Annotated in this window: 20 protein-coding genes; 19 read left to right on the forward strand and 1 reads right to left on the reverse strand. The window is 40.9% G+C overall.

Translation table 11 applies throughout. The features are described from left to right. Positions 1 to 18 precede the first annotated feature (18 nt). On the reverse strand, positions 19 to 1050 hold the full coding sequence (gene rlmN / locus IJS99_01395) for a 23S rRNA (adenine(2503)-C(2))-methyltransferase RlmN (GenBank protein ID MBQ7560475.1): 1032 nt from the start codon (positions 1048 to 1050) through the stop codon (positions 19 to 21). A gap of 268 nt (positions 1051 to 1318) precedes the next feature. On the opposite strand from rlmN, the gene IJS99_01400 reads away from it, so the two are divergent. The 19 genes from IJS99_01400 (at position 1319) to IJS99_01490 (ending at position 16108) form a co-directional block, all read left to right on the forward strand. Beyond that, entirely contained in the window at positions 1319 to 1513 is a 195-nt protein-coding gene (locus IJS99_01400) for a hypothetical protein (GenBank protein MBQ7560476.1), read from the forward strand. An 80-nt stretch (positions 1514 to 1593) separates the two neighbouring features. Beyond that, the gene (locus IJS99_01405) at positions 1594 to 2544 is read left to right on the forward strand and encodes a carbohydrate kinase (protein MBQ7560477.1); all 951 of its coding nucleotides are present in this window, start codon (positions 1594 to 1596) and stop codon (positions 2542 to 2544) included. Then, positions 2541 to 3200 carry a ribulose-phosphate 3-epimerase gene (locus IJS99_01410; GenBank protein ID MBQ7560478.1) on the forward strand — a complete coding sequence of 220 codons (660 nt, stop codon included), beginning with the start codon at positions 2541 to 2543 and terminating at the stop codon, positions 3198 to 3200. The genes IJS99_01405 and IJS99_01410 overlap by 4 nt, the downstream gene beginning before the upstream one ends. Further along, positions 3197 to 3769 (forward strand): hypothetical protein, encoded by a 573-nt coding sequence (locus tag IJS99_01415; protein ID MBQ7560479.1) that lies wholly within the window; start codon positions 3197 to 3199, stop codon positions 3767 to 3769. Before IJS99_01410 ends, IJS99_01415 begins: the two co-directional genes overlap by 4 nt. A gap of 10 nt (positions 3770 to 3779) precedes the next feature. Beyond that, the gene (locus tag IJS99_01420) at positions 3780 to 4823 is read left to right on the forward strand and encodes an aldose 1-epimerase family protein (GenBank protein ID MBQ7560480.1); all 1044 of its coding nucleotides are present in this window, start codon (positions 3780 to 3782) and stop codon (positions 4821 to 4823) included. A gap of 18 nt (positions 4824 to 4841) precedes the next feature. Next, entirely contained in the window at positions 4842 to 5528 is a 687-nt protein-coding gene (locus tag IJS99_01425; GenBank protein ID MBQ7560481.1) for a D-lyxose/D-mannose family sugar isomerase, read from the forward strand. A gap of 175 nt (positions 5529 to 5703) precedes the next feature. Further along, complete coding sequence (locus IJS99_01430) at positions 5704 to 7197, forward strand: sugar ABC transporter ATP-binding protein (GenBank protein MBQ7560482.1); 1494 nt, start codon at positions 5704 to 5706, stop codon at positions 7195 to 7197. Between the two features lie 27 nt (positions 7198 to 7224). Further along, on the forward strand, positions 7225 to 8220 hold the full coding sequence (locus IJS99_01435) for an ABC transporter permease (protein ID MBQ7560483.1): 996 nt from the start codon (positions 7225 to 7227) through the stop codon (positions 8218 to 8220). Between the two features lie 121 nt (positions 8221 to 8341). After that, positions 8342 to 9274 carry a substrate-binding domain-containing protein gene (locus IJS99_01440; protein ID MBQ7560484.1) on the forward strand — a complete coding sequence of 311 codons (933 nt, stop codon included), beginning with the start codon at positions 8342 to 8344 and terminating at the stop codon, positions 9272 to 9274. Positions 9275 to 9340: 66 nt separating this feature from the next. Continuing rightward, positions 9341 to 10216 carry a UTP--glucose-1-phosphate uridylyltransferase GalU gene (gene galU / locus IJS99_01445; protein ID MBQ7560485.1) on the forward strand — a complete coding sequence of 292 codons (876 nt, stop codon included), beginning with the start codon at positions 9341 to 9343 and terminating at the stop codon, positions 10214 to 10216. 257 nt (positions 10217 to 10473) lie between these two features. Next, positions 10474 to 11295 carry a phage antirepressor KilAC domain-containing protein gene (locus IJS99_01450; protein ID MBQ7560486.1) on the forward strand — a complete coding sequence of 274 codons (822 nt, stop codon included), beginning with the start codon at positions 10474 to 10476 and terminating at the stop codon, positions 11293 to 11295. Beyond that, a complete protein-coding gene (locus tag IJS99_01455; GenBank protein ID MBQ7560487.1) occupies positions 11295 to 11510 on the forward strand; it encodes a hypothetical protein in 216 nt (71 codons plus the stop codon). The genes IJS99_01450 and IJS99_01455 overlap by 1 nt, the downstream gene beginning before the upstream one ends. Positions 11511 to 11512: 2 nt before the next feature. Continuing rightward, positions 11513 to 11839, forward strand: a complete 327-nt coding sequence (locus IJS99_01460; GenBank protein MBQ7560488.1) for a hypothetical protein — start codon at positions 11513 to 11515, stop codon at positions 11837 to 11839. Further along, positions 11832 to 12173, forward strand: coding sequence for a hypothetical protein (locus IJS99_01465; protein MBQ7560489.1), 342 nt, complete (start codon positions 11832 to 11834; stop codon positions 12171 to 12173). Before IJS99_01460 ends, IJS99_01465 begins: the two co-directional genes overlap by 8 nt. Then, positions 12170 to 12418, forward strand: coding sequence for a hypothetical protein (locus IJS99_01470; GenBank protein MBQ7560490.1), 249 nt, complete (start codon positions 12170 to 12172; stop codon positions 12416 to 12418). Before IJS99_01465 ends, IJS99_01470 begins: the two co-directional genes overlap by 4 nt. A 3-nt stretch (positions 12419 to 12421) precedes the next feature. Then, positions 12422 to 12604, forward strand: a complete 183-nt coding sequence (locus IJS99_01475; protein MBQ7560491.1) for a hypothetical protein — start codon at positions 12422 to 12424, stop codon at positions 12602 to 12604. Beyond that, positions 12604 to 12834, forward strand: a complete 231-nt coding sequence (locus IJS99_01480; protein MBQ7560492.1) for a Lar family restriction alleviation protein — start codon at positions 12604 to 12606, stop codon at positions 12832 to 12834. The genes IJS99_01475 and IJS99_01480 overlap by 1 nt, the downstream gene beginning before the upstream one ends. A 3-nt stretch (positions 12835 to 12837) precedes the next feature. Next, positions 12838 to 13578, forward strand: a complete 741-nt coding sequence (locus tag IJS99_01485) for a hypothetical protein (GenBank protein MBQ7560493.1) — start codon at positions 12838 to 12840, stop codon at positions 13576 to 13578. 106 nt (positions 13579 to 13684) lie between these two features. Further along, the gene (locus tag IJS99_01490; protein MBQ7560494.1) at positions 13685 to 16108 is read left to right on the forward strand and encodes a toprim domain-containing protein; all 2424 of its coding nucleotides are present in this window, start codon (positions 13685 to 13687) and stop codon (positions 16106 to 16108) included. Positions 16109 to 16147: the final 39 nt, after the last annotated feature.

Raw genomic sequence — 16147 nt, forward strand, 5'->3', positions numbered from 1 at the left:
TAAGAAAATAGCCGGGTTTTATTGAGCCCGGTTATTTATAGCCAGTTGACCGCAAGCCGCCATTATATCAGTCCCTCTTTCTTTGCGTAATTCGTACTCAATTTTGAGACTTGACAGAGCCGCGCAAAACTCTTTAATTCTTGTGTCGCTCGAACGTCTTAAATCCGGCCTGTTAGGAATGGGATTAAACGGTATCAAGTTAATATAAGGCTCAAGCCCATCAAGTAACGCCGCCATCTCATAAGCAAGTGAGACATCATCATTTACACGGTCAATTAAGGCATATTCAATCGTAATTCTTTCGCCTGTTCTGTCTTTATAGCGTCTGAGAGCATTAATTAATTTCTGTAACGGGTATTGCTTATTAACAGGCATTAATTTATTACGTAAAATATCATTCGGCGCGTGAAGTGAAATAGATAATCTAATGGGTATCTCAAAATCTGCTAAATCTTCAATTCCCGGTACAATTCCGGACGTCGATATAGTGATATGTCTTGCGCCAAGATTACGCATATTTTTATTATTCAGCGAGCGTATAACCGAAAAAATATTATTCTCGTTCAAAAGAGGCTCCCCCATTCCCATGAAGACTATATTATTAATGTCAGATTTATTAATTTTTTCCATTAAGAGAAACTGCCCTAAAATCTCACCTCGTGTTAAATTCCTAGTAAAGCCCATTGAGCCCGTATAACAGAATGCGCAATTAAGAGGACAGCCCACCTGACTAGATATACAAGCGGTTTTGTGTCCGCCGTGATTGAGTAATACGCTTTCAACTCGTGAATTGTCGGTAAACTGCCATAAAAATTTTTTCGTGCCGTCTTTAGAAACCTGCTCACGTATCATAACGGGAAGATTAATAAAAACTTGTCCGCTTAATTTATCGCGTAAATTTATAGAAAGATTGCTCATTCCGTTATAGCTGAATTCCTTTTTTGCATAAATCCATTGACAGACTTGTGCCGCCCTAAATTTTTTTTCGTTCCAGTTCGCAAATAATAATTCCCAGTCGTTAATTGATAATTCTAATGCGTCATAATTCATGTAAATAAATTTTCTCCCTGATTTATAATAAATTTTTCACGAGTAATTATATATCATGTGTGTATGTGATAACGCAGGCTGATTATAACGCACTCACTCACTAGCAAGCTATATCTTGAATGTGATAATGCAGGCTAATAAATTTTCACGAGTTAATTATAAAGCCGGTTAATAAAAATTTTTGCGAATTAATTAATTTCACTTGTATATTACGATATAATTATATAGTTTTCAGGTATATATAAATATGAAAGAAGGGAATAATTTAATGTCATTATTTGACGACGATAAATTAATCGGTCAGGAGTTATCAGAGTACACCCTTGAAGCAATATCGGGCGGAGTAAACAGCGGGCTTGAAAGATTGACAGTAAAATGTCCTGTGAATAATTGTGATTTTGAGTGCAGTACTTTCGCGCAATTAAATCATCACATGCATTCAGCACATCCCGAACGCTGTTAAAAAAATTTGCGTAGTATTCAGCATTGTTATAAAATTAAATTATCTTATTACACTATAAAATATAATTTGGAGGCAGGCGCATGATTGATTTATACGCTGTCGGAGAAATGGTAATAGACTTCATACCGGGCAGTGAAGAAGCCAGCTATATACGCAAGGCCGGAGGAGCCCCCGCAAATGTAGCTATAGCCGCGGCAAAAAACGGTCTTACATCCGCAATGTGTTGCAAAGTCGGTGAAGATAATTTCGGCCATTTCTTAATGGACACTCTAGCAAAATACAATGTCGAGGCAATTTGTAAAGATTTGTGCAAGGAAGCAGTTACAACGATGGCATTTGTTACACTTTCAGCAAACGGTGAGCGGGTATTTACATTTGCAAGAAAGCCCGGAGCCGACATGATGTTATCAGAAAATGACGTGAAAGAAAACGACATAAAGAATTCTGCGATAATACATGCGGGTTCGTGTTCGTTATCGGCCCAGCCTGAGAAGGACGCGACAATTAAGGCAATGAGGCTAGCACACGAAAATAATAAACTCGTCAGCTTTGATATAAATTATAGAAATATAATGTGGAATGACGATATAAAAGCCTGTGTTGACGCGATAAAAAGTGTCTTGCAGTATGTAGACCTGCTTAAATTGTCCGGTGAAGAAATTGACATGATGGGCGGCGAGGCTAATTTACCCGTTTTAATGCGTGATTATAACATAGCTGTCATAGTCGAGACCCTAGGCAAGGACGGCGCAAAGGCATATTTTAATGATGAAGTCCTGCAAGTTGGCGGCTTCAAAGTTCATGCAGTTGACGCGACAGGCTGCGGAGATGCTTTCTGGGGAGCTTTCTTGTCAAAATTGAGGCTTGAAGGCGTGAATAATATATCAGATTTGACCGGTGAAAAAATAAAATCAGCCATGAATTACGGGAATATTTCCGGCTGTATCTGCGTTCAGAGTAAAGGCGCGATTGAATCAATTCCAACCCGTAAGCAAATCGAAGAGTTTATAAGGAAAAATAATATCTCATGAGCATAATATCACCTTCATTAATATGTCTTGACATGTGCAATCTTGAGAGCCAAGTAAAAATTTTAGAGCAGGCGGGAATAAATTATTTACACGTAGATATTCTTGACGGCCATTTTTCGCCGAGTATGCCCTTAGGACTTGACACGGTCAGGCAGTTACGCGCAAAGACAGGACTAAAATTTGACTGTCATGTTATGACGACTGAGCAGGATTATTTTGTAGATGAGTTATTAGACATAGGAGCCGAGCAAATTACTTTTCACGCAGAAACTCAGCCGCATATTGACGGGATGATTAATCGAATTCACTCAAAAGGTGTAAAAGCCGGTGTCGCTCTCAAGCCTTCAACGCCGTTAAATGTGTTGGATTATGTGCTTGAAAAATGTGATGTAATATTATTAATGCTGATTAATCCCGGCTATGCATTTGTGAAGGGAGAACAGCAGGTAATATATGCCGAGCGCAAAATTAAAGATTTACGCAGTATGATACAAACTCGCAAACTTGACACAAAAATAGAACTTGACGGCCGTATAAGCGAAAAAAATATTATTGACTGGGGTAAAACGGGCTTGGCCGATATTTTTGTAACTGGCAGTACGTGTTTAAAGCGTGATGATTTGTTGAATTCACTTAGGAGGCTAAAAAATTTATGACATTCAGCGAGAAATTTATTAGTACAAAGAAAGATATTTTTGCTGAGCTTGAGAAAGTTTTTAATAATATCAAGCCTGAACAGGTAGAAAAATTGCACGATGAGATTTTGCAGGCTGACCAAGTATTTTTTGTAGGAGTAGGCCGTGTAATGATGGCTTTAGAGTGTATTTGCAAGAGACTGGCTCATTTAGGCATCAAAGCTCATTGCGTAGGCGACATTACGGAACCGGCAATCACTAAGAATGATTTATTAATTGTCGGGTCAGGTTCGGGGGGGTCATTATTCCCGCTCGGAATAGCAAAGAAAGCGCGTCAAGTTGCAGACTGCAAAATAGTTCATATAGGGTCAAATCCTAACAGTGAAATGAAGGATATAGCCGACTTCATGGTAAGAATTCCAGTGAGGACAAAATTTTATCTTGAAGACGAGATAGATTCGTGTCAGCCCATGACGACAATTTTTGACCAGAGTTTATTATTACTGGGTGATATTATAGCAAAAATGATTGTCGACGAGCGCAATATTAACATGAAAGATTTATGGCAGTATCACGCAAATTTAGAGTAAGGGGTTTATCATGAAATCAGAATTAATGAAATACGCCGGCAGTATTCAGCAATTAGCATATGTGAGGCCTATAATTTACTCAGAGGGCAGAAGCTCAGGCCTGAAAGCATTTGACGTGAAGAACGGCAAGATGTCATTTAGGGTATTAGCTGATAAGTGTCTTGATATTAGCGAGTTCTCATATTCGGGAATAAATATAAGTTTCTTGTCAAAGCCCGGACTTCAGGGTTTAGGACATTATGACACAAACGGACCTGAAGCACAAAGAAGTATAATGTGCGGCTTATTTTTTACGGCAGGACTTGAGAACATAGGCGCGCCCTGTGAGGTTGACGGCAAAAATTATCCCATGCACGGCAGAATAAGAACGACACCGGCAGAGCATTTATCGAGTAATGCATACTGGGATAATGACGAGTATAAAATCAAGATTTCCGGTGAAATGCGGGAGGCTGAATTATTCGGTGAAAATCTTGTTTTGCGTCGTAGTATAGAAACAATTTGCGGCACTAAGTCATTTATTTTGACGGACGAATTCGAGAACGAGGGATTTAGGGACGAGCCTTTAATGCTGTTATATCACTTTAATTTAGGGTGGCCGTTTTTAGACGAGACTACAAAATTTTTTATTCCCACTAAGAAAATCACGCCTAGAAATCATGACACAGAAGGCCACGAAAGCAGATATAACTTAATGGAAGCCCCGAAAGATAACGAGCCTGAATATGTATTTATTCACGAGATTAAATCAGACCCTCAGGAAAATACGGAAGTAATAGCAGTAAATGAGGCTTTGAAACTCGGTGTAAAAATTTCATGGAACGTTAAATATTTACCTCACTTTATGCAGTGGAAGAGCATAGCCAGCGGTGATTATGTAGTCGGGCTTGAGCCTGCTAATTCAATAGTTCACGGCCGGAAATGGTATCATGAGAACGGGAATTTACACACTCTTGCGCCATTCAAGCGAGAAAGAAATATTTTGACTTTCACGATTTTAGAGGGCGACTCAGAAATCAACGAAAATATTTCAGCTTTTAAAGCAAAATTTTAGAAAGGTGTTATATATAATATGAAGAGATCAGAAATCAACGCGCATATTAAGGAGTTTGAGGCATTACTCAAGAAACACTGTTTTGCATTGCCTCCGTTTTTGAGTTTTACCCCTGAAGAGTGGGCGACAAAAGGCCATGAATACGACGAAATTCGTGATAACGCGCTCGGCTGGGACATTACGGATTATGGCGAGGGTAATTTTGCGAAAAAGGGGCTATATCTCATCACAATAAGAAACGGCAACGTTCACAACAAGAAATACACTAAGACTTATGCCGAAAAAATTATGATGTTGAAAGAGGGCCAAGTATCGCCAAATCATTTTCACTGGCACAAGATGGAAGATATTATAAATCGCGGCGGCGGTAATGTAGTATTCAGGCTTTGGAACGCTGACAGGAAGACCGAGCAGCCATTAAATACCGACGTGAAAATTTTTCAGGATGGGCGCGAGTATTTTGTGCCTGCAGGTAGTGATGTAATTCTCAAGCCCGGCGAGTCTCTTTCACTTTATCCGTATTATTATCATGAATTTATCATACAGCCCGGTACTGAATATGCTATTATCGGTGAAGTCTCAATGTGCAACGACGACAACACTGACAACAGATTTTATGAGCCTTTAGGGAGATTTCCTACTATAGAAGAGGACGAGAAGCCATATAGATTGCTTTGTACTGAATATCCCCCTGCAAAGGATTAAAAATTTTTTGTATCTAGCAAAGTCCGCAGATAATTTTTTACTCCTGAAAATACCCACCGGCGGGCTTAGAGGTACCTACACGGTTTCAAACGGGGATAAGTAAAATTATTCCCGTAAAAATATAAAATTTTAAGCGTGAAAGGAGTAATATATTTTGAGTGATTATGTCGTAACAATGGAGCATATAACGAAAACTTTTCCGGGCGTTAAGGCACTTGATGACGTTCATTTGCATTTGAAGGCTGGTCGTGTTATGGCTCTATTAGGAGAGAACGGCGCGGGGAAGTCAACGCTCATGAAAATTTTATCAGGTGTCTACACGCGAGATTCGGGCGAGATTACTATTTTCGGGCAGAAAATTGAGGGTGATTTGAACACTAAGCAGGCTCAAGCACTTGGAATAGCAATAATCCATCAAGAATTAAACATGTGCCAGCATTTGAGCGTGTCAGCAAATATGTTTTTAGGCCGTGAAATTATAAAGCATGGCAGGCTTGATAACGCGGCAATGAATAAATTAGCTATTGAGCAGCTCGCAAAACTGGGAATTCACGACATAGACCCGGACGAATCAGTAGGAAATTTAACAGTCGGCCGTCAGCAAATGGTAGAAATCGCAAAAGCCCTGTTAATTAACGCTAAAGTCTTAGTCATGGATGAGCCTTCTTCTTCCTTATCTAATGCAGAAATCACGGAAATGTTTAGAATCGTCCGCGAGTTAAAGGCAATGGGCACGGCAATTGTATATATTTCTCACAGGCTGCAGGAATTACATCACATTGTCGACGACGTTACGATTATGCGCGACGGAAAATATATAACAGAAGGCGAATTTAACTCGTTCACTATGGATCAGATTATAGCGAACATGGTAGGGCATGAAGTCAAAAATCAATTCCCGCGTGAAGATGTACCTAAGGGCAAGAAAATTTTAGAAGTCAAGCATTTGAACGCCGGCAAATTAGTACGTGATGTCAGCTTTGATTTATACGAGGGTGAAGTGTTAGGATTTTCGGGACTTGTAGGAGCAGGCCGAACTGAGACAATGCGCGCAATTTTCGGAGCAGACCCTAAAGAGAGCGGCGAAATTTTACTAGACGGCAACCCTATAAGCATATATAATCCCGGCTCGGCAATTCGTCAAGGCATAGTCTTAGCACCTGAAGACAGGAAAAAAGAAGGACTTTGCACAAAACTTTCTATCAGGGATAATATAGCATTGCCAAATCTCGATATAATCACGCTCGGCAGTCCCACCGGGAAGATTAACAAGAAAGTCGAGAATGAGATGATAGAGAAGGGGAAGAGCTCACTAACTATCAAGATGGCAGATGCTGAAGTAGCTGCGGGGAGTTTATCAGGCGGAAATCAACAAAAAGTAGTTGTTGCAAAGTGGCTCGCTCGTCAGTCAAGAGTGTTAATTTTCGACGAACCTACACGGGGAATTGACGTAGCCGCAAAAGTTGAGATTTACGAGATTATTAACGAGCTCAAGAAACAGGGAGTAGGCGTTATTATAGTATCGTCAGAATTGCCGGAAGTCATGGGAATAGCTGATCATATTATAGTAATGTGCAACGGGAGAATCACGGGAGAAGTTGACCCGCGCCACACTACTGAAGAGGAAATCATGACATATGCGACACGATTTGGCGACAATGCCGCATAAATTTTTTATCAGGAGGAAAATATAATCATGGAAACAAAGCGCAGTTTTCTATCAAAACCGGGTGTAGCTTCAGTTGTTACGGCATTTGTTGGTGTTGTCGTCTTAATGTTAATATTCTGGGGTATGAACCCGAATTTTATCAAGCAGAATAATTTAATGTCGCTTTCTCGTTCAATTTGTCCGTATTTATTAGTCGGTATCGGTCAAGGAATTGTGTGTATAACCGGAAATATTGATTTATCAATCGGCTCAGTATTAGGAATGTCCGCAATGATTTCGGCTACGTTAATATGCAACGGGATGAATGTAATTTTAGCGATAATTATAGACTTGATAGCTTGCTTAATCGTAGGTTTGTCAAATGGTGTCTTAGTCGGAAAATTCAAGCTCCCCCCGTTTATAGGGACTTTAGGAACTATGACAATTTGCCGGGGAATTGCCCAGCTCGTAAATAATAATTACAACACTGGCGATATAGGCGTTGGCGGTCTCAAAGATTTATTCAGGGATATATTTTATTATGACAGAATCGGCTATTTATATTACGGTGTAATAATTTGCTTGATAATCTGGGCAATATTCTATTATTTAATGAGTTACACGGCTACGGGGCGGCATATTTACGCAATCGGTTCAAACGTTGACGCGGCGAGACTTTCAGGTGTAGACGTATTCAAGACTACGACTGTAGCATATACTATATCGGCGTTTTGTTCATTCTTGGCCGGATTGATTACGATGGCGGCGGCTGGTATGGGTTCAATGCAGGCTGGAATGAGCTATGAAATGTACGGAGTAGCTGCGGCAGTTATCGGCGGAATTTCGACACTGGGCGGTTCGGGCTTGTTAGTCGGAGTTATAGCTGGTGCTTCAGTCTGGGCTATATTACAGAATGGCTTGACTTTGGCAAATGTTCCCGTTGCTATGAGAAATATAATAATAGGCTTTATAGTAGTAGCTTGTGTATTATTTGACATTATGCGCAGAAACGGAATGATCGGCGCGAAAAAGAAAGCGGCATAAAAATTTTATGAGTGCAAAATAAAATCACTCGTTTTGCGGGTAATAAAAACTTTATTTTATGGCATTATTAACGCAATTTAAGGCAACAAAAATTTATATTTATATTCGGAGGTAGTTATTCATGAAAAAGTTATTAGCATTAGCACTTGTGTTATCGCTCGTAGTATGCGGGGCAGCGTTTGCAGGCGTGAAGACAAAAATCGGTCTCATCACGATGGATCAAATGGACGTTCACTGGGTAAGACTTCAGAAGGCCGCTGAGGAAAGAGTAAACGAACTCAACAAGGCCGGAAATGAAATCACAATGGTATGGCTAGCACCTGAGACGAAGGACAATCAGCAGCAAATCGAAAAAATTCAGAATGCAGTAGCCGACGGAGTAAATTATATTATTATCGCATGCAACGACGGCACCAGCGCGAACAGAGCATTACAGGAAGCACTTGACGCAGGAATTAAAATTATTTACGTCGACGCTCCGGCAACTTTGAAAGCAAGCGCAACATTTGCAACGGATAATTTTGCAGGCGGCAAACAAATCGGCGAATATCTTGCAAAACTTTTCGCAGAGAAGGGCGTAACTGAAGGCACAATCGGAATAGTAGACGCTCAGGCCGGTGTACAGTCATGCCAAGATAGATATGACGGTTTTGCGTCAGTCTTTAAGGGGACAAAATTTGTACTCGGTGAAAGGCAGTACTCAGACGGCGATAACTCAAAGGCTCAAGAACTTGCTAATACTTTAATCAATAACGGAGTAATCGCGATTTACGGGACAAATGACGGAGCAACGAACGGCAGTGCTTCAGCAGTAAAGGACGCAATCAAGAACGGCATGAATATTTACTGTGTAGGCTGGGACAAGTCAGACTCTAACATTGCACACGTTGAAGGCGGCGAATTACTTGCATTTGCGGCACAAAATCCCCAAGTAATGGGCAAACTCGCAGTTGATGCAGTAGTCGAGCTTGAAGAGGGCAAGGATTTAGGCGGCAAAGTAGTAGATACCGGCGTTTCTACAGTAACAAAAGAGAACGTCGCACAGTTCAAATAATTTATAGAATTTATTACGCCTCCCGGTGTATTGCTGGGAGGTATTTTTTTAGGAGTGTGATTTGTCTTGAGCGTTAAAAAATGTTTATTTCCTGTTGCTGGGCTGGGAACGCGATTTTTGCCAGTAACTAAGGAACTCGCAAAAGAAATGTTACCGCTTGTGAATCGTCCTATTATTTCATATGGAGTAGAAGAGGCTTTAGCTTCAGGGTGCGACGAAATTATTATGATTACTGGGCGCGCAAAACGTTCAATTGAGAATTATTTTGATAGGTCGTTCGAGCTTGAAAACTTGCTGAAATCACGCGGTAAAGAAAAATTATATAATATGATGTTAGAAATTTCCAACATGGCCGATATTTTATATATTCGTCAACGTGAGCCTTTAGGACTGGGACATGCTGTATTATGCTGTGAGCCTGTTTGCAGGAACGAATTTTTTTGTGTTGCGCTGCCTGATGATGTATTTATCAATGACGGGGGCGAACCGATTTTAGCGCAGTTAAAGCACGTTCACGAGATTATGGGCGGAAGTGTTATAGCTCTTGAAGAAGTCAGTGAGTCAGAAGTCTCGCGTTATGGCATAGCAGAGAGTCAATTTTCAATAGAGAACGGCCGAATTCATAAAATTATAAACATGGTCGAGAAGCCGGAGAAGGACAAAGCCCCCAGCAAATTAGCAATAATGGGACGTTATATTTTGTCGCCGAGTATATTTCCGATTTTGAGCGAGATAAAAGCAGGAGTCGGCGGAGAGATTCAATTAACAGACGCGCTGAAAATTTTAGCCCATCATGAGCCGGTCTGGGGAGTTGTCTATAACGGGCGAAGGTTTGACTGCGGGACACAAAAAGGGTGGCTAAGTGCAAATGTAAAGCTGGCATTACAAGATCCGGAATTAAGAGACGTTATACTTGAAGCGGTTAATTCACAGCAAAATTAAATAATTCTTCCTATTATATATACACACAAATAAATTAAATCTCACATAACATAATCCGTAAAGAGAACGCGATTTCTTTACGGAAAAATTTTATTTTATACATGACGGCGGGCGGGTTAAACGCTATAAAACTTTTCACTTGATAATAATCACTATATAAGTAAATCAATGAACTTTCTAATTATATATGTACAAAATTAAATTGCACAGGCAGGGGGATAATCACGACAACAAAAACAAACAAAGGAGACGCGAAAATGAACGCACAAACTAAGCAGTTACAACTCTTCAAATACAACAACAACGCAATACGCACTATCGCAAAAAATGACGGTTCTATATGGTTCGTGGCCGTTGACGTTTGCCGAGTATTAGGACTTCAAAATATCCGGCAAAACATGAATGCGCTTGACAACGACGAAAAAATGACCGTATATAATACATACAGTCATTCAGGACAGCGCGGAGGAGCTCAATATATGACTTTCATATCTGAGTCCGGCCTTTATGCTCTTATCTTCAAATCCCGTAAAGATGAAGCCCGTGACTTCTCCCGCTGGGTACGCCGTGAAGTATTGCCATCAATTCGCCAACACGGTTTTTACGTCAACGACAAAAAAATTAATTCTCTCAACTCTCAAGACGAGATTATTAATGAAGTATTAACCGAACTCAAATTTACCCGTGAAGAGAATAAACGGCTCCGCGCTAAAATCGAACAGGATAAACAACGAGTCGCACTCTCAAATTTATTAGTAGGCACTGCTCAATCTCTCACAATGCAAGAAGCCTCTATCTTTCTTAGACAGCACGGCATTAAGAATATCGGGCAAAATGGCCTCTTTAAACTCTTTCGCGAAATGGGACTCTTAGGAAGCCGCAAAGGTAAGCAGTGGAACCGCCCGGTCGGCGAGGCAGTTAATAAGGGTTATTTTTGTCTTCAGATTAACGGCGGGCCGTCTCGTGTTACTACTATGATAACCCACAAGTTTTTAATGAAGATACTTGACGAGTTTCTGAAGGAACAATTACCCATTGTTTTTATGTTGAATGAATCAGATAAGGAGGACGCCAAATAATGAAAACTTTTCACAAATCCCCGGACTTTTGCGCGTATCTCTCTGCTTTATATTCCCGTGCTGTTCATTGCGGGCTGTCTTATGATGATTTATCAAGCCTCACAGGTTACAGGCTCCGGACTATATGGGCGACTCTGTCAGGCTCCGAGCGTCATTTTTCGTTAATGTGCCTTCGTGCTATTGAAGGCGTTGTATCTCAAAGGGAGGTTTACTAACAATGAAATTTTTTGACCGTAAAAGAAAATATGTATATTTCAGCAGTATGGACTCGCAGGTCAAGACGGCGAATCACTATGATGTTTTTACGTTTAATAGCGAGGCATTGGAACACAACGCGGAATGTATAGGGACATTCTACAGTAAGAATTATGCGCAACTGTTTACAATGCTCCCGGCCGTCATTGACGAACTTTACGAGTCCCGAAGTGTCTTCAGAGATATAGCAGTATACACTAAAAATCAGAGTGCAGCATTTCAAGCTGGGAATATCGATAAATTACTTGAGATTCTTTCACGCATTGTGTCAGGTGTTAATAATGAGTGATAACCCTTATGCAAATTTAGAGATTCGGCCCGGTTTGAATGAGCGCGGAAATTATGAAGTCGGCTACACAAACGACGCGGGCGCATGGAGGACTTATTACGAGACTATAGACTACAGCGGGGCAGTTATGGCTTGTCATTTCGCCGAGTTATATAGATTTCTTGATTTTATTATGTACCCCGATGATTATATAACTCAGGGCGCATTAAGTCTCATGATAGTAGAAAAGGCAGCTAAAAAAATCCGTTCACGCATTGACAACGAAATTAAAGCGGCGGGGATTGATTTAGCAGAAGAGTTTTTACAGGATAAAAAGGAGGTTACCGCGCTATGAAAGCCGTTAGGGAATACAATTCTAATAATGAAGTAGTAGACAGATACATAAAAATGTCTATGCAGGAAGCTAAAAACTTAAAGAAGATACAACGTACAACCGCTAATGTACTGCGCAGGTTCCGCCAAATTGTATGGGATGAAGTTATACCCGAATGCAACGAAAACACAGCGCGTAATTTGTTGTTGATTACTGATGACGTAACAGAAATTATTAAGACCCTCACAGGCAGCAGCGAGGTATAAATCATGACGCAGGAAATTAAAAAATGTCCGTATTGCGGCGCGGCCGGCAGGCTTTCTTATGTGAAGTTATCAGGTTTGTATGTTGTAGAGTGTTCGCACTGTCTGAATAAGGGCTTTCACGCTCCAACTCAAAAACAGGCGATTGACTCATGGAATGAGCGGACAGAAAGAATGGCGGTTAAATAATGGTAGATTTCACGCGTATAGTTCGGGACTCTTGCAAGCCCTGCCCGTTTTGCGGTAAAAAGCCCCGTTTATTTCTTGACCCTCTGCGCGGTATGATAAGACTCGGCTGCCGTAATGAAAGCTGCTCAATCCGTCCGCAAGTTCCGTTATTAGTTTCACCCGACGGACACGGCGATTTAAAACACGCTATTAATTTATGGAATAAGCGCATTAACAAAAAAGGAGATTAATTTATGAAGTATTTAACTGTTGGAGATTTAATGAAGCGCTACAAGATTTTAGCGCGAAGCACAATAACAAACCGGGTGCATATTGAAAAATTGCCGCGTCCTGACAAAATAGGGGAGATCAGGCGGCATGAATGGAGTGAAAAACTTATCACGGACTGGGAACGAACACACGGCGGAAATACTGAAATGTTTAGCGTCTTCTTAAGGTCGCCTGATATTACTTTTGATTCTTTTCTCGCAAAGAATCCGGATTATGCAAAAAAAATTAAATCGCTTCAAAAAAACAGCGGCCCGCAGCAAATCGAATTCTCCGAGCCCTCAAGCCCTGAAGTTGATAACGACACTGACGACTCGGCGGCTCGTGTAGACGGCATTATTAAAAGCTTACTTGCTAACAGGTCAACAACACAGCAAGAAAATAACAACTTGGCCTCGTCTGAAGCTAATAACCATAACAGCGATAATGAAATATTTTACCCTTCGAAAACTATCGCAGATTATGACGTTCACGAGCAGATAACCGGCATTATTTCACGCGTTAATATACTTATAAGCGATTCTAATAAATTGCGTGAATCTGTTCATGCATTAGTAAAAATTGTGTCGATTTTGACGAATGCACAGCGTAACAGCTCCGGCCTTCTTTACGGGCAGGTTAAAGCTGCCTTACTTCCATTAGAAGCACTAGAGAAGGAATTTAGCACCAACGATACACCGAGCCCATTTACAAAACCGGGCGAATAATTTTACTTATCACCAAAGACTCATAACAGGGGACTCGCTCGTCAAGTTCCCTGTTATAATATTTTCACAACAAAAAATTTATATTCTTGATAGGAGGAATTAATAAATGTCATCATCACGTGTAGATTATATCAAATCTAAATATAATGTGTTGAGTTATGCGCGTGAAGTTCTTTCTTGGCCGGTTTCAAGAGACGGCGACCGTGTGAAGTCTTTAGCTCCGGACTCTCATAATAAGACGGCTTTAATAGTTCATGAGTCATCATGGCATGATTTCAAAACGGGGGACGGCGGGGACGTTATTGATTTATGCGCAGCAGTATATTTTGCCGGAGACAAGGGCGCTGCTATCCGCGAATTATCGCGGGAGTATTCAAGCACCGACGACAAGACGAATTACAGCAAGTGGCTTGACAGCATTAAATCTCTTGAAGAAAAAATATCTTTATGGCACAAAAATTTACGTCAGGAAGATATTGATTACTTACACGCGCGGCGGATTCTTGACTCAACAATTGAGAGACTTAAAATAGGTTATGACCCTAAAGAAGAGCGTTTAATCGTCCCATATTTCAAGAATAATCACATAGTCTATTATGTTGGGCGCGACAGGCATATTTATTACAAATTCATTGACGGCCAGGCAGTCCCCGAAGACAGAGAACCGGCGAGCAAATATAAGAAAGCCGCTTTAACAGGTCTTAATGAAAATTGCCCGTGGGGCTTGCATACACTCACGCCTAAGCACCGCGAAAAAATGAGCCGTAAAGTTCAGGAAGCCCGCGAAAAATATAATCTTGACCTTGAAAGAATTCTAGTGATTGCCGAGGGAGTTTTTGACGTTATCAGCTTTGAGCAGGAAGGTTTTAAATGTTTGTCGCCTATGGGCGGGTATTTCTCTAAACGCGTGAATCAATACGTAATAGATTTATGCCGCTCTAAAAGCGAAATAGATTACGTGTTCGTGTTGTTCGATAATGACTCGGCCGGAGCTAATTTTCAGGTTAATATGTGCAAAAGTTTATTTGCCAGCCGTGTTAATTTCGTCTGCGGTGTACTGCCCCCGGATATTAAGGACACAAGCGAATTTTACGCAGGCGGCGGTGATTTGTGCGAACTCGTGAAGGACGCTTTACCCGGAATTAATGAACTCGCTAAAAGAATCACTGACAAATCAGAATTCAAAGATTTTGTGTGTGAGGCTGCGCGGTTTTGCGATAGTGCAGACTTGTTATTAATGTTTAGCGCGTGCTCGCAATTTCCCCCTGAATGGCTCAATGCGATAAAGAATCTAGCCACGAAATGCCCGGCTGAAGGAGTAATCATAAAAAATATATTGCAGGCTCATACTTTAAAGTTTGTCGAAAATGTCGGCTTTTACGAGTATATGCGCGGGGTATGGCTGCCTCAAAGCGATAATGTTATCTCAGGCTATTTTGTGAGTGAGCTCGGGCGTTTTGCAACCGGGGCCAAGCTCAAAAGTTTATTGTCGTTCCTGCGTTCTCAAATTTCCTGCGGGTTCGATTTTAACAGGCAGCACGTTTTTAATTTCAAGAACGGGATATTAGACTTATCAAGCGGAGAATTGCGCCGTCATTCGCCCGAATATAACTCAAGCATTCAAATGAAATATAACTATGACGCAAACGCAAAATGTCCGAAATGGCAAAATTTTATATTTGAGATTATGAACGGCGACTCTCAAAAAATGAGCTTATTGCAGGAAATAGCGGGCTATATTTTATTCCCTGACTTGAGAATGCAGAAATGTTTTTTCTTGTTAGGCGAGGGCGGTAACGGGAAGAGCGTTTATATAAATGTATTGCGCGAGGTATTCGGCGATGAGAATTGCTCAAGCGTTCCAATGTCGAATTTAGGGAGTCAATTTGAGCCGATAAGATTATTAAATTCGCTGGTGAATTTTGCCAATGAGACCGAGACAAACATAAAAGAAGCCGAGGCAAGATTTAAGGCGATTGTTGCCGGGGATAAAATTAGCGCGTGTTATAAGGGGAAGGACTTTATTGAATTCTCGCCCCGCTGTGTCATGATTAGCGCGTGTAACAAATTCATTAACTCAAGCGATACGACCCGGGGATTTTTGCGGCGTATTATGTTCGTGAATTTTACCCGGACATTTGAAGGCTCAAACGATAACAAGAATCTCACGCGTGAATTGCTGCAGGAATTACCGGGAATATTTAACTGGTGCTACACCGGCTATAAAAATTTAATGCTTTCTCAAGAGTTCACACACACAAGCGAGCAGGCGGAAATCTTGCAGGAATTCACGGACATTATTGACCCCGTGAGCGCGTTTTTTAGGGAAGAACTCGCGGCCAAGTGCGATAAAAAATTTACTATGTCTCAGGTGTATATACGTTATTGCAACTGGTGCAGGGAGTGCGGCCACCAAGCGCAGAGCAGGCAGCGTTTTGCGCGGTCAATCAAGATAATAATCAAGCGTGAATTACCTTCTAGTGAATTCGGGCACTCAGACAAGGACGTAACGATAATTTTACGCAAATAAAAAAACTTCCCGGCTCGCTTGAGTCGGGATTTTATTAAT

The sequence above is a fragment of the Synergistaceae bacterium genome (assembly GCA_017444345.1).
Taxonomy (GTDB): Bacteria; Synergistota; Synergistia; order Synergistales; family Aminobacteriaceae; genus JAFUXM01.